Annotated in this window: 20 protein-coding genes and 3 tRNA genes; 10 read left to right on the top strand and 13 right to left on the bottom strand. The window is 69.0% G+C overall.

What is annotated here, in order from left to right; all coding sequences use genetic code 11:
- Positions 1-4 precede the first annotated feature (4 nt).
- Together cobA and ABD134_RS12170 are read left to right on the top strand one after the other, a co-directional pair.
- A complete protein-coding gene (cobA, locus tag ABD134_RS12175) occupies positions 5-802 on the top strand; it encodes a uroporphyrinogen-III C-methyltransferase (RefSeq protein WP_344229802.1) in 798 nt (265 codons plus the stop codon).
- Complete coding sequence (locus ABD134_RS12170) at positions 799-1,941, top strand: uroporphyrinogen-III synthase (RefSeq protein WP_344229800.1); 1,143 nt, start codon at positions 799-801, stop codon at positions 1,939-1,941. The genes cobA and ABD134_RS12170 overlap by 4 nt, the downstream gene beginning before the upstream one ends.
- Before the next feature lie 177 nt (positions 1,942-2,118).
- Here ABD134_RS12170 and ABD134_RS12165 read toward each other — a convergent pair.
- The 3 genes from ABD134_RS12165 to ABD134_RS12155 all read right to left on the bottom strand — a co-directional run bounded on the left by ABD134_RS12165 (position 2,119) and on the right by ABD134_RS12155 (position 4,274).
- A tRNA-Met gene (locus tag ABD134_RS12165) sits at positions 2,119-2,192 on the bottom strand.
- A gap of 56 nt (positions 2,193-2,248) precedes the next feature.
- A tRNA-Thr gene (locus tag ABD134_RS12160) sits at positions 2,249-2,320 on the bottom strand.
- A 91-nt stretch (positions 2,321-2,411) separates the two neighbouring features.
- Positions 2,412-4,274, bottom strand: a complete 1,863-nt coding sequence (locus tag ABD134_RS12155; protein WP_344229798.1) for a DEAD/DEAH box helicase — start codon at positions 4,272-4,274, stop codon at positions 2,412-2,414.
- Between the two features lie 372 nt (positions 4,275-4,646).
- On the opposite strand from ABD134_RS12155, the gene ABD134_RS12150 reads away from it, so the two are divergent.
- On the top strand, positions 4,647-5,228 hold the full coding sequence (locus tag ABD134_RS12150) for a hypothetical protein (RefSeq protein WP_344229796.1): 582 nt from the start codon (positions 4,647-4,649) through the stop codon (positions 5,226-5,228).
- A gap of 76 nt (positions 5,229-5,304) precedes the next feature.
- On the opposite strand, the gene ABD134_RS12145 is transcribed toward ABD134_RS12150, so the two are convergent.
- Positions 5,305-6,492, bottom strand: coding sequence for a cystathionine gamma-synthase (locus ABD134_RS12145; protein WP_344229794.1), 1,188 nt, complete (start codon positions 6,490-6,492; stop codon positions 5,305-5,307).
- A gap of 11 nt (positions 6,493-6,503) precedes the next feature.
- Positions 6,504-7,970 carry a cystathionine beta-synthase gene (locus ABD134_RS12140; RefSeq protein ID WP_344230893.1) on the bottom strand — a complete coding sequence of 489 codons (1,467 nt, stop codon included), beginning with the start codon at positions 7,968-7,970 and terminating at the stop codon, positions 6,504-6,506.
- A 141-nt stretch (positions 7,971-8,111) separates the two neighbouring features.
- Between ABD134_RS12140 and ABD134_RS12135 the strand changes: the two genes are divergently transcribed.
- Positions 8,112-9,119 (top strand): DNA-3-methyladenine glycosylase family protein, encoded by a 1,008-nt coding sequence (locus ABD134_RS12135; RefSeq protein ID WP_344229792.1) that lies wholly within the window; start codon positions 8,112-8,114, stop codon positions 9,117-9,119.
- Here ABD134_RS12135 and ABD134_RS12130 read toward each other — a convergent pair whose 3' ends face one another.
- Positions 9,120-9,518: a thioredoxin family protein gene (locus tag ABD134_RS12130; RefSeq protein WP_344229790.1), complete on the bottom strand. Its 399-nt coding sequence runs from the start codon at positions 9,516-9,518 to the stop codon at positions 9,120-9,122.
- Positions 9,519-9,818: 300 nt separating this feature from the next.
- Here ABD134_RS12130 and ABD134_RS12125 point away from each other — a divergent pair, with 300 nt between their 5' ends.
- Entirely contained in the window at positions 9,819-10,208 is a 390-nt protein-coding gene (locus ABD134_RS12125; protein WP_344229788.1) for a hypothetical protein, read from the top strand.
- Positions 10,209-10,252: 44 nt separating this feature from the next.
- Here the strand turns inward: ABD134_RS12125 and ABD134_RS12120 are convergent, their stop codons facing one another.
- Both ABD134_RS12120 and ABD134_RS12115 read right to left on the bottom strand, forming a co-directional pair.
- Positions 10,253-12,514, bottom strand: coding sequence for a tannase/feruloyl esterase family alpha/beta hydrolase (locus tag ABD134_RS12120; RefSeq protein ID WP_344229786.1), 2,262 nt, complete (start codon positions 12,512-12,514; stop codon positions 10,253-10,255).
- Between the two features lie 409 nt (positions 12,515-12,923).
- A tRNA-Tyr gene (locus tag ABD134_RS12115) sits at positions 12,924-13,005 on the bottom strand.
- Between the two features lie 251 nt (positions 13,006-13,256).
- On the opposite strand from ABD134_RS12115, the gene ABD134_RS12110 reads away from it, so the two are divergent.
- Both ABD134_RS12110 and ABD134_RS12105 read left to right on the top strand, forming a co-directional pair.
- Positions 13,257-13,745: a YajQ family cyclic di-GMP-binding protein gene (locus ABD134_RS12110; RefSeq protein WP_344229784.1), complete on the top strand. Its 489-nt coding sequence runs from the start codon at positions 13,257-13,259 to the stop codon at positions 13,743-13,745.
- Between the two features lie 28 nt (positions 13,746-13,773).
- Entirely contained in the window at positions 13,774-14,262 is a 489-nt protein-coding gene (locus ABD134_RS12105) for a hypothetical protein (RefSeq protein WP_344229782.1), read from the top strand.
- A 56-nt stretch (positions 14,263-14,318) separates the two neighbouring features.
- Here the strand turns inward: ABD134_RS12105 and htpX are convergent, their stop codons facing one another.
- The 5 genes from htpX to ABD134_RS12080 all read right to left on the bottom strand — a co-directional run bounded on the left by htpX (position 14,319) and on the right by ABD134_RS12080 (position 18,987).
- The gene (gene htpX, locus ABD134_RS12100; RefSeq protein ID WP_344229780.1) at positions 14,319-15,188 is read right to left on the bottom strand and encodes a zinc metalloprotease HtpX; all 870 of its coding nucleotides are present in this window, start codon (positions 15,186-15,188) and stop codon (positions 14,319-14,321) included.
- A gap of 141 nt (positions 15,189-15,329) precedes the next feature.
- A complete protein-coding gene (locus ABD134_RS12095; RefSeq protein WP_344229778.1) occupies positions 15,330-16,640 on the bottom strand; it encodes an MFS transporter in 1,311 nt (436 codons plus the stop codon).
- On the bottom strand, positions 16,640-18,037 hold the full coding sequence (locus tag ABD134_RS12090; protein ID WP_344229776.1) for an FAD-dependent oxidoreductase: 1,398 nt from the start codon (positions 18,035-18,037) through the stop codon (positions 16,640-16,642). Before ABD134_RS12090 ends, ABD134_RS12095 begins: the two co-directional genes overlap by 1 nt.
- Positions 18,038-18,236: 199 nt before the next feature.
- Complete coding sequence (locus ABD134_RS12085) at positions 18,237-18,536, bottom strand: hypothetical protein (RefSeq protein WP_344229774.1); 300 nt, start codon at positions 18,534-18,536, stop codon at positions 18,237-18,239.
- 91 nt (positions 18,537-18,627) lie between these two features.
- Positions 18,628-18,987: a hypothetical protein gene (locus ABD134_RS12080; RefSeq protein WP_344229772.1), complete on the bottom strand. Its 360-nt coding sequence runs from the start codon at positions 18,985-18,987 to the stop codon at positions 18,628-18,630.
- A 279-nt stretch (positions 18,988-19,266) separates the two neighbouring features.
- Between ABD134_RS12080 and ABD134_RS12075 the strand changes: the two genes are divergently transcribed.
- The 3 genes from ABD134_RS12075 to ABD134_RS12065 all read left to right on the top strand — a co-directional run.
- Positions 19,267-19,692, top strand: coding sequence for a hypothetical protein (locus ABD134_RS12075; RefSeq protein WP_344229770.1), 426 nt, complete (start codon positions 19,267-19,269; stop codon positions 19,690-19,692).
- A gap of 1 nt (position 19,693) precedes the next feature.
- Positions 19,694-21,046, top strand: a complete 1,353-nt coding sequence (gene eccD, locus ABD134_RS12070; RefSeq protein WP_344229768.1) for a type VII secretion integral membrane protein EccD — start codon at positions 19,694-19,696, stop codon at positions 21,044-21,046.
- On the top strand, positions 21,046-21,813 hold a 768-nt coding region (locus ABD134_RS12065; protein WP_344229766.1), incomplete at its 3' end, for a CpaE/TadZ family protein. The genes eccD and ABD134_RS12065, both read left to right, overlap by 1 nt.

Here is a 21,813-nt window from a genome sequence, read left to right as displayed (position 1 = left end):
TGGCATGGAGTTCGCCCCCGGCAGCGTGGCCCTGGTCGGCGGTGGCCCCGGTGCGGCCGACCTGCTGACGGTGCGGGCGTTGCGCCTGTTGCGGCAGGCCGACGTCGTGTACTTCGACCGGCTGGTCCCGACCGAGGATCTGGCCAGGTGGGCCCCACGGGCCAGGCTGGTGGACGTCGGCAAGCGGCCCGGACACCACAAGGTGCCGCAGCCGGAGATCAACCGGCTGCTCGTGGCCTCGGCACTGGCAGGGCTGCGCGTGGTCCGTCTCAAGGGTGGGGATCCCTTCGTGTTCGGCCGCGGCAGCGAGGAGGCCGCCGCGTGCGAGGAGGCCGGGGTGACGGTGGCCGTGGTCCCGGGCATCACGTCGGCCGTGTCCGTGCCGGCCGCGGCGGGGATTCCCGTCACCGCCCGCGGGATCAGCAAATCCTTCACGGTCGTCTCAGGCCACGATCCCCTCAGCGAGGGGGAACTCGCCGGGCTGGCCCAGCTGGGCGGGCAGGGCGGGACGGTGGTGGTGCTCATGGGCATCGGCACCCTGGGCCACACCGCCGCCGGACTGATGCGGCACGGGCTGGACGCCCGGACGCCGGCAGGCCTCGTGGAACGGGGTTGCACCCCACAGCAGCGGGTCTGCCTGGCCCCGCTCGACCAGATCCTGCTGTCCTCGGCGGTGGAGGGCATCGCCTCACCGGCCGTGCTGGTCATCGGCGAGGTGGTGCGGCTAGCCCCCGGGGCAGAACCGCCCTGGTCCGGGCTGGCGGGGTTGACGGGGCTCACCGATCTCGTGGACAAGGCATGAGCGAGCCGGCCGCCGTGGCCTCCGCCATGCAAGTCCTGCCCCAGAGCCTCGCCGGCTTCCGGATCGGCATCACCTCGGACCGTCGCAGCGAGGAGCTCATCACCGCCTTCGCGCGCCGCGGCGCAGAGGTGATGCACGCCCCGGCCCTGCGGATCGCCCCTCTGACCGAGTCCGTGACCCTGCACCGGGACACCCGCCGCGTCATCGGGGCCCTGCCGGACTTCGCCGTCATCACCACGGCGTACGGGATGCGCCGGTGGATGGAGGCGGCGGACGCCTACGGGCTCGGTCCCGACCTGCATCAGGTCCTCGCGGCGGCCGCCATCCTCGTCCGGGGTTCCAAGGCCCGGGGGGCAGTCCGAGCGGCCGGCCTGGACGACGTCGGCTCGCCCGAGGACGAGCGGACCGCTTCCGTGGTGGACCTGCTCCTGGCCCGGAACCTGTCTGGGCGCACGGTGGCGTTCCAGCTGCACGGGATGCTGGATCACCAGCAGATCGGGCGGCTGGAGAGGGCCGGAGCCCGCGTGCTGACGGTGATGCCCTACACGTGGGCTCGGCCCGCCGAGGACTCTGCACTCCTGCGGATGATCGAGGCCGCCATCGATCGCCAGCTGGATGTGCTCACCTTCACGGCGGCCCCGGCGGTGGAGGCATTCCTCGCCGTCGCCCAGCAGTACGGCCGACTGGACCCGCTCCTTGAGGCGTTGCGGACGGATGTGGCGACGGCCGTCGTCGGGAAGGTCACCGCCGGGCCGCTGCACGAGGCAGGACTGCAACCGCTGATTCCCGCCCGGTGGCGCCTCGGGGCGATGATCCGGTTGGTGTGCGAACACCTGGAGCAGCAGCAGGTCCTACGCATCCGGACCCGGTGGGGGCCCGTGGAGATCCGCGGCGCACAGGTCTACCTGGTGGATCACGCGCCCGATCCCGTGCGGCTTGCCCCGGGGCCGATGGCGCTGCTGCGTGAGCTGGTGGACGCCCAGGGAGCCGTGCTCTCCCGCGGGCACCTGCTGGAGGCCCTGCGTCAGTGCGAATCAGAGCATGCCCTGGAGATGCTGGTGTGGCGGCTGCGCCAGCAGTTACCGGTTCCGGAACTGGTGGCCACCGTGGTCAAGCGGGGCTACCGGCTGGCTGTCTGACCGGCGGTCCCGCCAGCAATGAAGCGGTCCACCACGGGCAGGTTTCCGCCGAGGGCCTGCCGGGAGAGTGTCGCCGCGGAGCGGGGCAGACCGATGGCCACGAACCCCCAGCAACCGCGGGCGAGGGTGAGACGAAAGAGGACCTGGATCCTCGCCGAGGGTCCAGGTCCTGTTCCGTAGCGGCGGGGGGACTCGATCCCCCGACCTCACGATTATGAGTCGTGCGCTCTAACCAGCTGAGCTACGCCGCCATGGAATGAGTCAGCCCGTGGCCGCGACATCTCGCAACGCACGGGCTCTCATTCAGAGCCCCGACCGGGAATCGATCCCGGGACCTCAGTCTTACCAAGACTGCGCTCTACCACTGAGCTATCGGGGCAACGACGTGAAACTCTACCAGCGATTTCCGTACGAATGAAATCGAGGTGGCCCCACGGTCGTTCGGCCGGTATGCACCGACCCTTTACCGGTCAGTACCGGTCGCGTGAGGGCTTCTCGAAGGACTTCCGACCACCCTTGAATCCAGCCTTGCCGCCACCCTTGTGACCGCCGTAGCCACCCTTGTGGCCGCCGCCACCGGAGCGGAAAGGCTTGCCCTCGCGCTCGGCGTTCGTCGGGCGGCCGGTGTCCTTCTGGATCTCGATCGGACGGCCGTTGATGGTGGTGTTGCCCAGGGCGTCCCACTGCTGGCTGGTCAGGTCCGCCGGCAGCTCCACGAGGGCGTGGTTGGAGCGGATGTCGATGTGACCGATCTGGTTGGAACGCAGTCCGGCCTCGTTGGCGAGGGCACCCACGATGTTGCCCGGCTGCACACGGTCCTGACGGCCCAGAGCGATCCGGTAGGTGGCATTGCCCTCAGCCGGGCCGCGCTGCGGGCCGCGGGAGCCGCGTCCGTCACGATCGCCACGGTCCTCACGGCCACCGCGTTCCATCCTGGCCGGGGGCATGTCCTGCTCCTCGGCCAGCAGCGGGCGGCCGCCCTGGGCCATCTTGGCGAGCGCCGCGGCGACGTCCTCGGCGTTGACGTCGTTCTCCGACACATAGGAGTCGATGAGCCCACGGAACACGTCCAGGTCGCCCGCCGAGAGGGTCTCGGTGATCTGGGTGCTGAAACGGCCCAGACGGGAGTTGTTGACGTCCGCCACGGAGGGCATGTTCATCTGCTCCACGGTCTGGCGGGTGGCCTTCTCGATGGCCCGCAGCAGGTACTTCTCGCGCGGGGTCATGAACAGCACGGCGTCGCCGGAGCGCCCGGCACGGCCGGTGCGGCCGATGCGGTGGACGTAGCCCTCGGTGTCATGCGGGATGTCGTAGTTGATGACGTGGCTGATCCGCTCGACGTCGAGACCGCGGGCCGCCACATCGGTGGCCACCAGGATGTCGATGCGGCCGGAGCGCAGGTTGTCCACGGTCTTCTCGCGCTGGTTCTGGGCGACGTCTCCGGAGATCGCGGCGGCCCGGAAGCCACGGGCGTTGAGCTTGGTGGTGAGTTCCTCGGTGGCGTTGCGGGTGCGCACGAAGGCGATGACGCCGTCATGCTCCTCGGTCTCGAGGATGCGCGTCATGGCCTCGAGCTTCCAGGAACCGGTGACCTGCAGGAAGCGCTGGCGGATATTGCCGGCCGTGGTGTTCTTCGCGGCGACCGTGACCTCGACGGGGTTGTTGAGGTACTTGCCCGAGATCCGCTGGATGGCGCGCGGCATGGTCGCGGAGAACAGCGCCGTCTGCTTCTGGTCCGGGGTGGCGGACAGGATCTGGTCCACTTCCTCAGCGAAGCCCATGCGCAGCATCTCGTCGGCCTCGTCCAGGACCATGTACTGCAGGTTGGACAGGTCCAGGGAGCCCTTGGACAAGTGGTCGATCACGCGACCGGGGGTGCCGACGACCACCTGGGCGCCACGGCGCAGCCCGGAGAGCTGGGGGCCGTAGGGAGCGCCGCCGTACACGGGGAGCACGGTCACGCCCTTGATGTGCTTGGCGTAGGTGGTGAAGGCCTCGGCGACCTGCAGGGCCAGCTCGCGGGTCGGGGCCAGCACGAGGATCTGCGGGGTGTTGGCAGGACCGTTGACATCGGCCGTCTCGGCCAGTCGGGACAGTGCCGGCACGGCGAATGCGGCGGTCTTGCCCGTGCCGGTCTGGGCCAGGCCCACCACGTCACGGCCACTGAGCAGCAGCGGGATGGTCTGGGCCTGGATCGGCGAGGGGTTCTCATAGCCGAGATCGGAGATGGCGGCGAGGACGCGGCCATCGATGCCGAGATCAGCGAACGCGGGGACGCCCGACTCTGCCGACTCGGTGTTCTGGGGGGTTTCGTTTTGGGCGTGTTCAGACACGGTATTTCCTCACGGGGATCGGTGATTGCGGCCGGTTGGGTGCCGCAACGCATCGGATTGGTTCTCTCCGGTGCTCCCCGTGGCGTGGTCCAACATCACGCCCGTTCCATTTCTCCTGGCGGTCCCCGCCCTGCCGGTTCCGTTGGCGTCCCGGGCCGCAGGGGCGGCACAGTTCAGCAGCGGAGGAACGGAAGGGGGTTCGGGACCGGCCGCCCGCACAGCCGACACGTTGCCGAAAGCGAGCCACACAACTTGATGCCTTGCTGCAGTATTCAACAGCGGGGCATGCACAGGGGATTTGACCGGAATGGTCCACCCAGTCTAACGCATCACGGCAGCAGAGGGACCGGGCCGAACAGTTAGGCTCGTCACGTGCACGAGCAGACCCCTGGACAGCAGCCCACTGGCCCACAGCCCCACCATCGTTTCGCCCGTGCCGCAGGCCGCGCGACCCGCTCGTTCCTCGACGCCTCCCGGGACGACGCCGAACGCGCCCGCGCAGAGCGGCAGGAACACGAGGACCGCCGCACGGCCGACCAGCGCGCCGCCGCTGAACGCCAAGCCGCCACACCCACCACCTTGAAGGTGGCCCGCTGGTGGTGGCTCATAGCCACCGCGGTCTTCGCCCTGGTGGCCACGGCCTTCCTCCTGTCCGGGCTCAACGCCCCCGCTGGCACCGCCGGGAGACTCGACCTCGCCACACCGGAGGCCACTCCCACGGGCCAGTTCGTCCTGGCCGGACTGGCTGGCGTCCTGGCCCTCGCCACCGGCACCGGTGCCGTCCAGCTGCTGCGGTCCCGGCGCAGCGCGGTCGGCCTGCTGACCGGCGTGGCCGTGATCGTCGGAATCCCCCTGATCGTCCGCGGCCACCCCCTGCTCCTGGCCCTCGCCATGGTGCTGCTGGCCGGGGCCGCGCTGCTGTGGATCCCACCGCTACGGCGATTCCTGCGCTGAAGCGTTGATCTGCTGCGAGCCTGACCTCGATGGTGCTCCTGGCCTCCACGATCTCCGGCAGAAGGATGTCAGATGACTACAGGCTGCCGATCGCCCGGTCCAGGTCGTCGATCAGATCGGCCACGTCCTCGATGCCCACGGACAGGCGCACCAGGTTGTCCGGCACCGCGAGCTCGGTGCCGGCCACGGAGGCGTGCGTCATCTCGGCCGGGTAGTTCATCAGCGACTCGATCCCGCCCAGGGACTCCGCCAGCTGGAACAGCCGGGTGGTCTCCGCGACCTGCTTCGCGGCCGCCGCTCCCCCGGTGAACTGCACCGAGACCATGCCGCCGTAGCCACTCATCTGGCGGGAGGCGAGTTCGTGGCCCGGGTGGTCGGGCAAGCCCGGGTAGAGCACCCGATCCACTCCGGCGACGCCCTGCAGGTGCTGGGCGATCGTGGCGGCGTTCGCGTTGTGACGGTCCATGCGCACCCCCAGCGTCTTGAGCCCCCGGGTGGTCAGGTAGGCGTCCAAGGGTCCGTTGACCGCACCGGCGGCGAACTGCTGGAACTTCACCTTCTCGGCGAGCTCGGGGTCGTTGACCACCACGGCGCCGCCGATCACGTCGGAGTGCCCGCCGATGTACTTGGTCGTCGAATGGACCACGACGTCGGCGCCCAGTTCCAGCGGAAGCTGCAGGTACGGCGTCGCGAAGGTGTTGTCCACCACCAGCAACGCGCCGGCGGCATGCGCCGCCCCCGCCAGTGCGGCGATGTCCGAGACCTTCATCATCGGGTTGGAGGGCGTCTCCAGCCAGAGGATGCGGGTCGCAGAGGCATCGGTGGCCGCCAGGGCCTGCTCGACCGCGGAGACGTCAGCCATGTCCACCACGGTGTGGGCGACGCCCCAGGGGCCGAGGACCTTGTTGATCAGACGGTAGGTGCCGCCGTAGACGTCGTTGCCCATGACGATGTGGGCACCCGGGCCGGCCACGGCGTGGATCAGGGCGTTCTCGGCGGCCAGGCCGGAGCCGAAGGTGAAGGCGCGGGCTCGGCCGTCCACGCCGCCCTCGAGGGCAGCCAGCTGCTCCTGGAGGGAATCGCGGGTGGGATTGGTGCCGCGGCCGTAGTCGTAGCCCTGGCGCAGCTGCCCCACCGCCTCGGGGGCATAGGTGGTGGAGAGGTGCACGGGTGGCACCACTGCGCCGTAGACCGTCTCGTGGGCCTGGCCGGCGTGGATGGCGCGGGTGTTGAAGCCTTCGTAGTGGGGGGTCTCGTTGGTCATGTCCAGTCCTTTCAGCGGGCGACGCGGGCCAGCAGGTCGTGCAGGGTGACGATGCCCGTGACCACGCCGCGGTGGGTGGCCATCACGGCGGGGGCCGAGCGCAGGGCCTCGCGCGCTGCGGAGAGCGGTGCGCTGACGTTGACCTTCGGCAGCTGGGCACCGACGTGGTCGGACACGGAGTCCGCGGCCGTCGCACGCCCAGTGGCCAGCAGGTCGGTGAGGGTGGCCACGTCCACGGCGCCTAGGATCTCGCCGACGCGCAGGTCATCCCGGGGTGCGCCGACCACGGGCAGGGCGTCCACGCCGTAGCGGTTCATGGTGGAGATGGCCTCGGCCAGGGTGGCGTCCTTCGGGGCGGTGACCACGGACGGAAGGGCGCCGGGCAGCCACGCGGACTTCTCCTCCAGGAGGTCGGCGACCGTCGCGTTCCACGCGTCCGGCACCGTGGGTGCCGAGGGGCCGGCGTCGTGCGCGGGCCCCAGGTCCACCGGCAACACCGACTCCGGCGTGGAGGACTCGAAGCCCATCTCGTCCATCCAGCGCTCGTTGAAGACCTTGCCGAGGTAGCCGCGGCCGGAGTCCGGCAGGATGATGACCATCACGTCGTCCTCGCCGAGGCTCTGCGCGGCCCGGAGGCCGGCGACGACGGCCATGCCGGAGGAACCGCCCACGAGCAGGCCCTCCTCGGCGGCCAGGCGGCGGGTCATCTCGAAGGAGGCGGCGTCATCCACGGCGAGGACCTCGTCCGGCACGGTCTTGTCATAGTTGCCGGGCCACATGTCCTCCCCCACGCCCTCCACGGAGTAGGGCCGGCCGGTGCCGCCGGAGTAGATGGAGCCGTCCGGATCGGCGGCGATGACCTTGACGGGACCGGCGGCGCGGTCCGCGGAGACCTCCTTGAGGTAGCGGCCCGTGCCCGTGATGGTGCCACCGGTGCCCGCGCCGATGACCACATGGGTGAGCCGACCAGCGGTGTCCCGCCAGATCTCCGGGCCGGTGGTCTCATAGTGGGACTCCGGGGCGGAGGGGTTGAAGAACTGGTTGGGCTGGTAGGCGCCCGGGATGTCCCGCTCGAGGCGGTTGGCCACCCCGTAGTAGGACTCCTCGGACTCGGGGGCCACGGACGTCTTGGTGACCACCACCTCGGCGCCGTAGGCCCTGAGCACGTCCCGCTTCTCCTCGCCCACCTTGTCCGGGGTGACGAACACGGAGCGATAGCCCTTGAGCTGGGCGACCATGGCCAGACCGACTCCGGTGTTCCCGGAGGTCGGCTCCACCACGGTGCCGCCGGCGGAGAGCTTGCCCTCGGCCTCGGCGTTCTCGATCATCTTCAGCGCGATGCGGTCCTTCACCGAGCCGCCGGGGTTCAGGTACTCGGGCTTGACCAGGATGGTCGCTTTGAGCCCCTCGGTGACCCTGTTCAACTTCACCAGCGGGGTGTTGCCGATGAGGCCGAGGACATTCTCGGCGTAGGTCATGCCGTGCGGGTGGCCGGATGGGGTCTCTGGAGTGCCGGCGTTCTCGGGCTGCGCGTTCATGGGTTCAACGGTACCGCCGAGGCCGCCTCGGGCGGCAAGAGCATGAATCCGCGTGACCACTCAACGGGGGACAATGGCAGGGTGTTAGGTTCCCTGCCCGCCCCGGACGCCGCCGTGGTCCTGGAGCCCGGCGCCCCCGTGGACGTGCGACTGACCCTGGGCGTCCTGCAGCGCGGACAGGCCGATCCCACCGTGCAGTCCCGCCCCGATGGGGTCTGGCTCTGCTACCGGGTGCCGGGCTCGGGCGATCCGGTGACGGTGCTCGTCCGGCCGGCGCCCTCGGCGCTGACCCCGGGTCCGGTCCCGGTGCTCGCGTGGGGCCCCGGAGCCTCGGCTGCGGTGGCAGACGCACACCGGCTGCTGGGGCTCGACGACGACTGGTCGGCCTTCGACGCGCTCCTCGCCCCGCATTCGGCGGGGACCTCGCGGGAAGCAGGGGCTGAAGGATCGGCCGCGACGCTTCCGCATGCGGTGATACAGGCCCGCCGCGCGAACCCCGGACTGCGCCTACCGGCCACGGGGAGGATGGTGGACCAGCTGCTGACCGTGGTCCTGGAACAGAAGGTCACCCATGACCAGGCCCGGTCCGGGTGGCGCTGGCTGGTAAGGGGATTCGGTGAGGCGGCTCCGGTTCCGGCGCCACCGGGCATGTTGTTGCCGCCGACCGCCCATGCCGTCCGGCGAATCCCCAGTTGGGCCTGGCACGCCGGCTGGGTCCAGCCCGCACAGTCGAGGGCGATGCTACGGGTGGCCGAGCGGGCGAGCGCCCTGGAACGACTGGCCGATCTACCCGCGGGAGTCGCCGCTGAGACGTTGACCGCCGTGCCGGGAATCGGCGTCTGGACGGCCGCGGAGACCGTGCAGCGGACGCATGGTGCCGCGGACACGGTGGCCGTGGGCGACTACCACCTGGCCCATCATGTGGGCGAGGTGCTGACCGGCCGGCGCACCGACGATGCCGGCATGTTGCGGCTACTGGAACCGTGGGGTGGTCATCGGCAGCGCGTGGTCCGGCTCATCGGCCTGTCCGGCGTCAGGTTCAGCCGGTTCGGCCCGCGGCTGGCACCGGCGGACCACCGGCGGCGGTAGTCAGTTCTGGTCGGAGTTCTGAGCAGAGTTCTGATCAGGATTCTGGTTCTGCGCGACCTTCTCCCGGACCTCGTCCATGTCCAGTCCCTTGACAGCCGTGACAAGCTCCTGCAGCTGGGTGGCGTTGACGGCGCCGGGCTGGGCGTAGACCAGGACCTTGTCCCGGAACGCCATGAGGGTCGGGATCGAGGTGATGTTCGCGGCGGCGGCGAGGCCCCGCTCGGCCTCGGTGTCGACCTTGCCGAACACGATGTCCGGGTGCTCGCCCGACACCTGCTCGTAGACCGGGGCGAACTGCTTGCAAGGTCCGCACCAGCCGGCCCAGAAGTCGACGAAGACGATGTCGTTCTCGGTGATGGTCTGTTCGAATCCGGCTTCGGTGATCTCGGTGGTTGCCATGCCTTCCACCCTAACCGTCGCTGACTGCCCCGCGGGAGCCGGGTCCACAAGCGACGGCGGGCCGCTCCTCCACAGCGTCTATCTGCCCCGCGCGTTGCCCACGGACGGGCACTGGACCCCTGATGCGGGGCCAACCGGCTTCATAGCGTCGGATCATCCGGTCAGCAGAGGACCGACCCATTGGAACGACCAACCGAGGAGCATCCGATGTCGTGCGACGCCCCGCCCCCACAGCCACCTTCCTCACCACGCGCGAGACCGGCACCGCAGTCCAAACACGGTCCGTCCGGCCCGGGACGCATGGTCCCCGGACGGCGCACGACCGTCATGGTGGTGGTGGAACGAGACGAACCGGAGCATGTGCTGCGCGAGTCCATGGAGTGGGTGCAGGCGTTCGAACGGGACTGCGGACTGGTCCTGGACACCGACGCCACGGAACTCTACGGGGTCGCACTTGCGGCGGACCTCAAGGACTCGCTCCAGCCGCCCCGGGACGGATCCGTGGCCGACTATCTCGATTTCATCTGCGTGGCCGGCCGCTGGTTGGAGCCCGGAGACTGCCCTGCTGCGCCTCCCGATTCGAATGGGGCTCCGGCATGGGCCTGGGCCTACTACGAGTCGGTCATGGGTGCCCCAGATCAGGCCTATTGCACCATCTGGGACGTGATGCCCCTGCCCGTGGCCGCGTGAATGGTGCGGCCACGGGCAGGAACGGGACGGACGGCAAGGACTACTCAGTCGCCGTTGACGAAGGCGTCATAGCGTTGCAGGAACGCCGAGATATGCCCACGGCTCACCGGCGCGGTCTGGTTGTAGTTGCCATCCGTTTCGCCCAGGGAGATGCCCTCTGAAGCCAGCCAGGTGATGGCCTCGTAGTTCGAGCCGCCCACGGGCAGGTCCTTGAACGGGGAGGTGGCCGGGGCCTGGTGATCCGGTGCCTCGAGCCGATACAGCAACGTGGCGAACTCCCCGCGGGTCACGGAATCGGCCGGACGGAAGGTCCCGTCCGCGTACCCCCGGGTGATGTCCTCGGTCGCAGCCCAAGCGATCGCCGTGAAATGGCCGGAGCTCTCGGAGAGATCCGAGAACGGGGACTCCTCCGGTGCCTCGAAATCAGGCGCCATGTACCGGTAGAGGAAGGCCGCGGTCTCCGCCCGCGTGACAGCCTGGCTCTTGCGGAACGTCCCATCGGCGTATCCCAGGGACAATCCGGTCCGGGCCATCCACTGCACCGGGGCGTAGTACGGAGAGCCCGGGAGATTGTCCGAGAAGTCCGGCACCTCGGGGCCGGTGTCCTCCACACAGTCGAAGCTGGCGGCAGACTCGGTGTCTCCGCCCGTGTAGGTGGCCACGGCGGGATAGATGCACAACGGGCGAGACCGCTCACTCGACCAGTCCTCCGGAACCTGGCCATTGGCCGGGTTGACCCAGGCCTCCAGTCTCTCCGGACGCTCGCCGTCCTCCACCCAGCCGACCAGGGACGCGAGCGCATCGTGCTGGTCCGTGGCCGGGCCGCCGGACACATGGCTCATGCCCGGCACCTCGTAGTACTGGACGAAGTCGGAGGCGTCACCGCCGTGGGCCTCGTTGAGGTTCCGGTACCACGCGGAGGTGTCGTTCGAGGAGAACACCCCGTCCGAGGCACCGTGGATGACCATCATCTTGCCGCCGGAGGCCTTGAGGTCGGCGAACTCCAGGTCCGGCGGAGTCATGAACTCCATGGCGCTCTCGGTGTAGATCCCCTCAGTCGCGTAGATCGACGCGTTGGCCTCGTCGATGTCCAGGTCCAGCACGAAATCCCGCAGTGAGTCCAGCGCTGGAGCGAAGGGCAGGGTGGAGAAGATGTACCCCACGGCCATGGGGTCCAGTGCGATGGACGCGTTGAACTTCCAGAAGCCCCAGCCTGGATCGACAAGACCCGGATCATAGGGGAAGGAGCTGTAGAGGGCGGTGCCGTCACTCGTGGTCGCGCCCGAGAACACGGTCGTCACCACGGCCTTCTGCTCCTCACTCAGGCACGTCCCGTCCCGCTCGGCCTCACACGTGGGAACGTGGTCCGTCACGGAGAAGACCTCGCCGCAACCATCCTGGTCCTGTACCAGACCGTCGGCCAGGCCGTCGAGCTCGTCGCACTGGGCCAGGATGGCTTCCGCCAGCAGCACGCGCTCCGGCATGGTCAGGGCCGAGTTCAGGTCATCGCTGGTGGCCACGGTGTTCCACTGCTGCGCGCCCCACAACTGGGCCACCGCCGCCTGCGGGAGGTTGAACCCCGGTGCCAGCGCGAGGAAGCCGTCGTAGTCGTCCGTGTAGCGCGAGGCCCCCACCATGGTGTGCCGGCCGCCGTTGGACCCGCCCGTCAGGTAGGAGTACTCCGGCGCGCTGCCGTAGGCCTCCTCCACGAGGGACTTCGCCATCGGGGTCAGGGTGCCCACGGCCTGGTAGCCGAAGTCCAACCGGGCCTGTGGATCCAGGCCGAAGGTGGGGTTCTGACTGCCGGTGTGGCCGGCGTCCGAGCTGATGACCGCCATGCCCATCTGGAGGCCACTCTCGCCGCCGCCTACCTGGCCCACGGCGGTGCTGACGGAGCCGTCCATTCCGCCGTTGGCCTGGTAGAGGTACTGACCGCTCCAGTCCTTCGGCAGGCGCATCTCGAAGCCGATGGCGTACTCCTGGCCGTCGACGGGACTGGTCCGCTCGTTCATCTGCCCCGTGACGAGACAATGCTCACCGATATCCTCACCCCGGTTGGTGAGGGTACCTGCGGGCACCACCTCGGCACCGGTGATGGTGGTGGACTGGAACTCGAATCCGGACAGTGACGTGCAGTCCAGAACTCCTGCTGACGAGCCGCTGCCCGCGATTGAGGTGGTTGCGGCGAAGGCGGGGGAGGCGGCCGGGGCCGTGGTGCCCGCCCACGCCACGCCGGACGAACTCAGGAGGAGTCCGACGGCGGCGGCGCCGGCGACAACGGCTCGGCGGAGGGAAACTCGGCTCATCTCAGCACCTCCCCCGCCGACTCGGCCGGCGATCGGCCGGAGGTCCGTTCGGGGCGGTTCGGTCTGGGGCGGTTCGGTCCGGGGAGTGACCATCGGGGCGTTCCATGGCGATGTCCTTTCAGGAAGGGGCTATCACCCGCGGACCAGCACCCCTATGAGTTGTGATGTAGGCCACAGTGCGAGTGGTGGACACATCTTATGGACACTCGCTTGTCAGAAACAATGGTCGGTTCCGTCAATGATCCTTTCTCGGCGTCGACGCTCCCCGTGCAGAGGAGGGCGGTGTCCTTGGGCCGGGATCGAGGGAATATAGGCGGGTTGCAGAGGAGACAAACAAAAAGCACCGCAGGAGCCCTTGCTCCTGCGGTGCTTCTCTGTTGCTCCCGGTATGGACTACCGGGTCCCTGGGTGGCAGATACTGGATTCGAACCAGTGAAGGCAATGCCAGCTGATTTACAGTCAGCCCCCTTTGGCCGCTCGGGTAATCTGCCGGGGCCCCTCCCGCGCGGATCTGGTCTGAACCATTCCGTTCGGTCGGCGACACCTCACTTTACCGGAGCCGGGCCAGGATTTCGAATCGGCGTCTTCCCCCGGCGATCTTCCCTGCATTCTCCCCACTCGCGCCCGAGCATCGGCCCGGTATGCCACGGCACCAGGGCCCACCGGTAGGCTGTCCGCGAGGAACGTCCCACCCGAGTCCACCGCCCTCTCATGGCGGCGGACACAACAGTGAAGAGGAGCCATGGCCAGCGATTCGACGTTTGATGTGGTCAGCAAGGTCGACAAGCAGGAGATCAGCAATGCCCTGAACCAGGCCCAGAAGGAGATAGCCCAGCGCTATGACTTCAAGGGTGTGGGCGCGGAGGTCGATTTCAACGGCGAGTCCATCCTGATGAAGGCCGCTTCCGAGGAGCGCGTCAAGGCCGTCCTGGATGTCTTCCAGTCCAAGCTGGTCAAGCGCGGCATCTCCCTCAAGTCTCTCGAGGCCGGCGAGCCCTACGCCTCGGGCAAGGAATACCGCATGGAGGCGACCATCAAGGAGGGCATCGACCAGCCCACCGCCAAGAAGATCACCAAACTGATCCGCGATGAGGGCCCGAAATCCGTCAAGGCCGCCATCCAGGGCGACGAGCTCCGCGTCTCCTCCAAGTCCCGCGACGATCTGCAGGCCACCATGGCCATGCTCAAGGACTTCGAGGACGCCGACCTGCAATTCATCAACTTCCGCTGAGAAGCCCGTTCGACCGACCGAGGACACCATGCTCTACCTGATCACCCCCGACGGCTTCGTCAGCACGCTGCAGGCGACCCTCGGCGATGTGCTCGTGGATGCCCGCCGTGGCCGGCCACTGTCCCAGCAGGCCTGGGTGGCGCAGGACCCCGGCCTCGCGGGCATCCCCGCAGAGACGGTCCTGGCCGTGGCCCTACGCCACGGCCTCGACGGGGGCCTCGGCCTCGTGGTCCACGGCGGCTTCATCGACCAGGTCCTTGAACCAGAGCGGTTGCGAGCTGCGGAACGAAACCAGAACCGGATCGCGGCGCAACTGGCAGCGATCGCCACCGAGCCGCGCTTCGAGGATCGCGACTGGCACCGTCAGCAGCGGGCCATCGCCGAGGAGGCGCGGCAGGCGGCCGGCGGTTCGATCCGTCAGGCCGAGAAGACGGCCGATGAGGTGCTGTCCGCTCCGGTCAAGGACCACCTGACTCGCGCCTGGGAGCGCGCCGGCGGGCTCCTGCCCTCGTCCTGACACTGGCCCGTGGCCCGATGGGTCAGCTGGGCCGCAGAGTCAGACGGGCTGCCGGATCAGGCCTGGCCCAGCTCCCGGGCCATGCCCTCGAGGCGCTTGACCCGCTCGCTCATGGGCGGGTGCGTGGAGAACATCTTCTTCACGTTCCGGAACGGGTTGGCAATCATCAGGTGCGCGGTGTTCTGCAGCCGCTGCTCGGACGGCAGCGGCGCCGCCTGGATCCCGTTCTGTAGCTTGTACAGGGCCGAAGCCAGGGCCAGCGGATCCCCGGTCAGCTTCGCCCCATCCTCGTCCGCGTCGAATTCGCGGGTCCGGGAGATGGACATCTGGATGAGTGAGGCCGCGAACGGGGCCAGCAGTGCCAGCGCGATCATCGCTAGGGGGTTCGCCCCGCGGTTGTCCCGTCCGGCTCCGAAGAACAGCATGAACTGGGCCACCGAGGTGATGACGCCGGCCACGGCGGCGGCCACGGAGGACGTCAGGATGTCCCGGTTGTAGACATGCATCAGTTCATGTCCCAGCACCCCGCGCAGTTCGCGCGCATTGAGCATCTGCAGGATCCCCTCGGTGCAGCACACGGCGGCATTCTGTGGATTGCGCCCCGTGGCGAACGCGTTGGGTGAGGTCGTGGGCGCCACGTAGAGCCGCGGCATCGGCTGCTGGGCCGCCTCGGAGAGCTCGCGGACGATCCGGTACATCTCCGGCTGTTCCTGCTCGGTGACCGGATAGGCACGCATGGAACGGATCGCGATCTTGTCACTGTTCCAGTAGCTGTAGGCCGTGGACGCCAGTCCGATGAGCGCAAAGATCCAGATCCACGTAGGGCTTCCCGTCCCGGCAGCAATGACACCGCCGATCGCCAGCAGCACGGCGAACAGTCCAGCGATCAGCAGGGTGGTCTTCAGTCCGTTGTAATGCCGGTGCATCCGGGGGCAGTCCTTCCAGGGGCGCGTAAGACTCAGGGACGGTCAGTGAGACGTCGGTGACTACAACGTACGTCACCGGCCGGACATTCCGGACGGCAGGTGCCGAGGGAGTGACGGCAGGTGCCGAGGGAGGCCCGGTACTCAGGGAACGGGATGGCGGGAGTCGTACTTCAGGAAGCCGGGCTGCCAGCGCATCAAGGCGCTGACCCCGAGCACGCAGAGCACCCCGCCGGCCATGAGCGTCACCGGTTCGGTCAGCAGCTCGGCGGCGCCACCGGTCAGCATCTCCCCCACCCGCGGCCCGCCGGCCACCACCACGATGAACACGCCCTGCAGCCGTCCCCGCAGATGGTCCGGGGTGGCCGACTGCAGGATGGTGTTGCGAAAGACCGAGGAGACGGAGTCGGCGCAACCGGCCAGTGCCAGGCAGGCGGCGGCCGCCCACAGGTAGTCCCGGGGATCGCCGCCGGAGGCACCGGCGCGGGCCGCCAGATAGACCACCACGCCGAAGCCGGCCACGGACAGCCCCCAGGCGACGATGGCCCAGTACACCGCCGCCCCGTGCCGGACGATGCGCGTCAGCGGCCCGGAGAACAGCCCCGTGAGGAAGGCACCGAGGGCCATGGCCGCCAACAGGATCCCGACGGCGGCCTCGCCGCCGCCCAGCACCACCGCTCCGATCGCGGGCAGCAGCGCCCGCGGGAAGGCGGTGGCCATCGCGACGATGTCCGCGATGAAGGTCATCCGCAGGTTGGGACGGGATCCCAGGAAACGGAATCCCTCCACCACGGAGCCCCAGCCGACGAGGCGCCGGGCCCCGGCGGATATGGCAGGGTCAGCGCCGTCCTGCCGCCGCGGTGGCAGGGAGGGCAAGCGCCAGACCGCATAGAGGGCGGCCAGAAAGGTCACCACGTCCACGGAGTACGTCCAGGCGTAGCCCACCTGGGCCACCAGGACGCCGGCGAACAGCGGACCGACCATCATCGCCACGGAGAACGTCATCATGTTCAGGGCGTTGGCGGCCGGCAGCAGTTTGAGACCCACGAGGGCGGGAATGATGGCACCGCGAGTGGGCTGATTGATGCCGGAGGCCCCGGAATGGACGGCGACCAGCACGTACAGCACCCACACGCTCTCCAGCCCCAGCCAGGCCTGGGCCGCGATCAGGACGGCAGTCAGCCATAGCACGGAGGAGGAGGCCAGGGCGAGCTTGCGCCGGTCCACGTGGTCGGCCACCGCCCCGCCGTAGAGTCCGGCCACGACCAGTGGCACGAGGGCGAACGCGCCCAGCATCCCGACCGCCAGCGATGAGCCGGTGAGGTGGAAGACCTCGAGACTGACCGCGACGAGGGTCAGTTGCGTGCCCACCGCCGAGAGCGAGTTCCCGATCCAGAGCCGCCGGTAGGCGGGGCTGACCCGCAGAGGGGTGAGGTCTGCGAGCAGCCGTGCCATCAGCCGCGGCTGATGCGGGTCATGTCCTCACGGGGAACCACCTTGACGCGCTCACGCTGCACGGTTCCGGAGCCGGTGGCGGCGGCACCGAGGCCGAGCTCATGCTCGTCCAGCTTCAGCCAGCCCTCCCAGGTGGTGTATTCGATGCCGCGCGATTCCAGCAGGTCGATGACCGCCTGTTCCTCCGGGTTCGCCGCAGACCACAGGTCCGGCTGGTCCTCGAGCATGCAGCCGATCGTCTCCAGGGCGTCGCCCTTGGTGTGGCCGATCAGGCCCACCGGGCCGCGCTTGATCCAGCCGGAGGCGTACAGACCGGGGATCGGGGTGCCGCTCGCATCCAGGACGCGGCCGGCGTCGTTGGGGATGACACCCTTGAGCTCGTCATAGCCGAGCCCGGGCACGGGGGAACCGTGGTAGCCGATGGCCCGGTACACGGCCTGGACCGGGTAGTCGACGTACTCGCCCGTGCCCTTGACGTTGCCGGTGCCGTCCAGCTCCATGCGCTCCATCCGCAGGCCAGCGACCTGGCCTGCCTCGTCCCCCTCGCCGGCGAGGATCTCCACCGGCTGCTGCAGGAAGTGCAGGTGCAGGCGACGCGAGGCCCCGGAGTCCTGATCCTCGACGAGCCAGTTCGTCAGGGTGCCGACCATGGTCTTAACCTGGTTGTTCGTCGCCGCCAGCTGTTCCGAGGCCTCATCGAACTCGAAGTCCTCCGGGTACAGCACGATGTCCACGTCCTTGGAGTGCGCCAGCTCGCGCAGCTCCAGCGGGGTGAACTTCACCTGGGCGGGGCCGCGCCGGCCGAAGACGTGCACGTCCGTGACCGGAGAGGCCTTGAGGCCCTCGTAGACGTTCTCCGGGATCTCGGTGACCAGCAGGTCGTCGGCGTGCTTGGAGAGCATGCGTGCCACATCCAGGGCCACGTTGCCGTTGCCGATCACCGCGACCTCCCTCGCGGTCAACGGCCACTGGCGCGGCACGTCCGGATGGCCGTCATACCAGGAGACGAAGTCGGCGCCGCCGAAGGACCCCTCGAGGTCCACACCGGGGACGGACAGGTCTGCGTCCCGGACAGCACCGGTGGAGAAGACGATGGCGTCGTAGTGCTCCCGCAGGTCCTCCAGGGTGAGGTCCGTGCCGAAGTCCACACCGCCGAGGAAGCGGATGTCCCCACGGTCCATGACCTTGTGCAGGGCCTTGACGATGCCCTTGATCCTCGGGTGGTCCGGGGCGACGCCATAGCGGATGAGTCCGTACGGGGCCGGGTAGCGGTCGAAGAGGTCGATGCTGACCTCGAAGTCCCGCTCGGCCTTGGTCAGCAGATCTGCCGTATACACGCCGGCCGGTCCGGCACCGATGATGGCGAGGCGGAGGGGGCGGGTGGGGGCAGAGGTCACTGGTCGTCCAATCGGCTGGGCTCGGCGGTGGCGGGCAGGCCACCAGCGGACCATTCTACCGATGCCTCCGGATTACGCATGGCAGGCGTGATGGAATGCACGTTCTCGCAGGAGGGAGACGGGGCCTTGGACATCCAGGGGACCGGCCCCTGACGGGTCGGCCCCCTGGCATTGCGCCGGAGCGGGGAGTCAGCTGTGCTCAGCCGCCCATGCCGCTGACGGCGGCGCCGGCGGCCCGGGCTGCCTCCTCGGCGGTGACGTCGTTCTTCTCCATCAGGGTCCGGGCCTCGCGGACCAGATCGCGGACCTGCTCGCAGGCGTTGAGCCACTTGGTCTCCACAGCGGAGAGGTCCTCCGAGGTGTTGGTGGCCTCGTAGTTCTCCTCCACGTAGGCCTTCTGCTGCTCCCGGTCGCCCAGGATGCCCTCGATACGGTCGGCGATCTGGCCGACCTCCCACTCGTAGGCGGCCGATGCTCCGGAGTCATACTTGATAACCATGGTCTAGTCCTTTCGGTGTCCGGGTGTCCCGGCGAAATCTGAGGGTGATGAGAAGTGGATCCAGCGGGCGAGCCCGCTCAAGGGGCGCGTATCAGGCGATCGAGCTGCCGCCACCGCTGGTGCCGCCCCAGGCCAGGTCGAGGTTGTCGCCGCCTGCCGCATCCGAATCGGCCACCGTGGTGTCCTCGGAGGTGTTGTAGGTCTTGTACAGCTCGGCCTGGCCGGTGTTGATGAGTGACAGTGCCTCGACCAGCGTGCCCTGGCATTCGTTGACCTTGACCATGAAGTTGGAGTAGGCATTCGCACCGGCACCCTTGAAGGTCTCCTTCAGAGATACGACTGCGTTCTCGAGGTTCTGGACCTCGATGACGAGGAGTTCCCCGGAGTCCCCGGAGTCCCGAGCGGCCTTCTCGAACGTCTCAAGGCCCTCTGTGAGCTCAAGCTTTGCCATGTTCATCCCCTTGTGGTGATCTGTGTCGGACTGGTGGTCCGCGGTTGGTATGGCTGACGTGTGCCTCTCGCTTCGGCGACCCGCCGGCCCGATGTCTCTAATACTTCTGCCCTCGATCGAGTCTGGTCAACCGGATCCGATGGGGAGAACTCCCCATGCACATCCGGTGCCGTTGTTTCCGCCGCCGTCCAAACACTGGAATGATGTGGGAGGTCACGGCGCGGGGATGCGCCGCGCCAGGACGAGCCCGGCAGGTACCGGGGAAGGAGGGGACCGCCCATGGCCATGGATTTCGACTCACAGCTCATCGAGTCGGTCGAGGTTCGGCGCAATCGGCTCAGCGCCTCGTTCCTATTCGGGCTGAACCCCACCGAGCGCCGGTGGAAGGACCGCACCAACTCCTTCGTCTACGGACTGATCATCGCAGCCCTGATCTGTGCCTTCTGCGTGGCACTCTCCTTCGTCATCAACATCCTCACGAACTACATCAACGACCGCAACGAACGCGAGCAGCAACGCGAACAGCAGGAGCTGGAGCGTCAGCAGATGGAGCAGGACCGACAGCCGCAGGGCACCAGTGGGAATCCGGAGCCCTCTGGCGCCCCGGTGTCCCCCGCTGCCACAGCGCTGCTCGCGTCCCTGCCCGTCTCGCAGCCTTCCGCTCCGCAGGCAGACACCCTGCCGCCGATCCCCTGGACGTCCTGACGTGCCCAGCCCCTACACGCGAGTCTCCCTGGTCGGTCAGCGGCGCAACGCGGACCTCCTGCTGCCGTCGGACACGCCACTCGGGACCCTGATGCCCCAGATCCTGGACGTACTGGACGACCGGCCGGACGACTCCCTGGGGGCCAAGCTGCTGGTCCGGCCGGATGGCGGCGAGCTGCCCGCGGGGCAGACTCTGGGCGAGACCGGCGTGCTCGACGGTGAGCGACTTCGCCTGGTCTCCCGCACCGAGGCCCCACCCTCGCCCATCGTCTACGACCTCAATGACACCGTGTCAGAGCACACGGAGGCCGTTCCGGGCCGATGGTCCACGGTGTACCGCTTCATCATCTGCGGCTTCCTGGCCGCCGTGGGTTCCTGGCTCGCCATCACCGGGCTGTTGGAGTCGTTCGCGCCGGAGCAGCAGCACTGGATCACCCTCGGGCTGGCCGCCGTGGCCCTCGTGGCGGGCGCCACGGTCTCCGCGCCCGGGCGCCAGCAGGCAGCGGCGGCCACCCTCGCGGGGGCCGGGACCCTGTTCGCCGTCACCGGGATCGTGGGGCTGGGGCTGCCGGAGCCATGGTCCTTCATCGCCCTGGCCGGGCTGGCCGCCGTCGTGCAGGGAGTTCTGGGCTTCATCGTCAACCGGCCCCTGTCCATGTTCATCTCGGCCGCGGTGACCGGTGTGCTGGTGGCCGTCTGGGCTGTGGCACCGGCGATCTCCGTCTGGGCGATCGGAGACCGGAGCGCCGACCCGCTGGTCGGGGCGGCCGCCATCGCCGGCATCGTCTCACTCCTGGTGCTGGGCCTGCTCCCCAAGATCGCCCTCGGTGTCTCCGGCCTGGCCGGGATGGACGACCAGCATGCCAACGGCGCCGCCGTGTTGCGCCGCGACGTGGGGACCGCCATCGACTCCGCGCACGAGGGTCTCATCTCCAGCGCCATCGTCTGCGCGGGCTCGGGTGCCCTGTCCCTGTGGCTCGTGGGCGGAGACACCCTGGCCTACCCCTTCTCCCTGCCGTTGCTCATCTGCCTGGTGCTCGGGCTGGGCCTGCGCGCCCGATCCTTCCCCCTGGCCGCCGAGCGCATCCCGCTGTATCTGGCCACCGGGCTTGGCGTACTCGCCCTGATCCGGGTGGCCACGGGCTTTCTCCCGGACTACGAGACCGCCTTCCTGGCCGCGCTCCTGGTACTGGCCCTTGTGATTGGGGCCGGCCTGTCCGTCGACCTGCCTGAGCACTCGCAGGCCCGGATGCGCAAGACCGGGGACACCATCGAGGCCATCGCCCTGCTCGCCCCCATCCCGCTGCTCATCGGCTACTACGGGATCTACGCCACCCTGTTGGAGACCTTCTGATGTCCTCTGCGCCCCTGGACCCCTGGAACGACGCCGGCCCCGCCCCCTCCCGGCCGCGCCCCGGTACCGGCTCCGGCCGGACGGACGCCGGCGAGGTGCAATGGTCCAGCCGTTCCGACCTGCGACGGGACGTCCACCGAGCCCAGGACGATCCCTCCACCGGGTTCGAATCCGTGGCCTCCCGGGTTCAGCGTGATTACTCGCGCCGCCCAGCCCTGTCCCTGTGGACCCGCAGCTGGCGGGCGCTCGGCGGCCTGTGGGGCCACGACCGCAGCGGTGAGCGGCTGGCAGCCTCGGGGAAGATCGCCCAGTCCCCGGTGACCACGGGGCGCCGCCTGGCCGTGGTGTCCCTGCGCGGCGGCGGGGGCAAGACCACGGTGGCGGCGCTGACGGCCTCGACGTTCGCCGCCCTGCGCCCTGAGCCCGTGGCTGCCCTCGATCTGGACCCCGCCTGTGGATCACTGGCGTTGCGCCTCGGCAACGGTCTCGCCCGCGGAGCGGATCAGCTCGCCGCCGATCTGGCGGCGCTGGACTCCACCACCTTCGACGCCGTGGCCTCCCGGATGTCTTTGGGCCGGAATGACCTGTACTACACCGGGCCCCGGGTCGCCGGCCGGCCCCTGGGCGAGGCGGCCGCGACCACGCTGCTGTCCGGATTGTCCCGGTACTTCCCTGTCACCGTGATCGACTGTCCCACCGGGCCGGAGCACCCGGACACGGCCGCCGTCCTCACCCGGGCGCACGCCGCCGTCTTCGTGGTGCCGGGC

This window comes from Citricoccus alkalitolerans, assembly GCF_039528175.1.
Taxonomy (GTDB): Bacteria; Actinomycetota; Actinomycetes; order Actinomycetales; family Micrococcaceae; genus Citricoccus; species Citricoccus alkalitolerans.
Note: the sequence above shows the minus strand (reverse complement) of the source record. Positions and strands in the feature narration are given on the sequence as shown.

Bases quoted from the DNA above. Each gene is read 5' to 3' on its own strand.
- cobA (WP_344229802.1), top strand. From the start codon at position 5: ATGGAGTTCGCCCCCGGCAGCGTGGCCCTGGTCGGCGGTGGCCCCGGT.
- ABD134_RS12170 (WP_344229800.1), top strand. From the start codon at position 799: ATGAGCGAGCCGGCCGCCGTGGCCTCCGCCATGCAAGTCCTGCCCCAG.
- ABD134_RS12145 (WP_344229794.1), bottom strand. From the start codon at position 6,492: ATGACCAACGAGACCCCCCACTACGAAGGCTTCAACACCCGCGCCATC.
- ABD134_RS12140 (WP_344230893.1), bottom strand. From the start codon at position 7,970: ATGACCTACGCCGAGAATGTCCTCGGCCTCATCGGCAACACCCCGCTG.
- ABD134_RS12130 (WP_344229790.1), bottom strand. From the start codon at position 9,518: ATGGCAACCACCGAGATCACCGAAGCCGGATTCGAACAGACCATCACC.
- ABD134_RS12125 (WP_344229788.1), top strand. From the start codon at position 9,819: ATGGTCCCCGGACGGCGCACGACCGTCATGGTGGTGGTGGAACGAGAC.
- ABD134_RS12120 (WP_344229786.1), bottom strand. From the start codon at position 12,514: ATGAGCCGAGTTTCCCTCCGCCGAGCCGTTGTCGCCGGCGCCGCCGCC.
- ABD134_RS12110 (WP_344229784.1), top strand. From the start codon at position 13,257: ATGGCCAGCGATTCGACGTTTGATGTGGTCAGCAAGGTCGACAAGCAG.
- ABD134_RS12105 (WP_344229782.1), top strand. From the start codon at position 13,774: ATGCTCTACCTGATCACCCCCGACGGCTTCGTCAGCACGCTGCAGGCG.
- htpX (WP_344229780.1), bottom strand. From the start codon at position 15,188: ATGCACCGGCATTACAACGGACTGAAGACCACCCTGCTGATCGCTGGA.
- ABD134_RS12095 (WP_344229778.1), bottom strand. From the start codon at position 16,640: ATGGCACGGCTGCTCGCAGACCTCACCCCTCTGCGGGTCAGCCCCGCC.
- ABD134_RS12085 (WP_344229774.1), bottom strand. From the start codon at position 18,536: ATGGTTATCAAGTATGACTCCGGAGCATCGGCCGCCTACGAGTGGGAG.
- ABD134_RS12080 (WP_344229772.1), bottom strand. From the start codon at position 18,987: ATGGCAAAGCTTGAGCTCACAGAGGGCCTTGAGACGTTCGAGAAGGCC.
- ABD134_RS12075 (WP_344229770.1), top strand. From the start codon at position 19,267: ATGGCCATGGATTTCGACTCACAGCTCATCGAGTCGGTCGAGGTTCGG.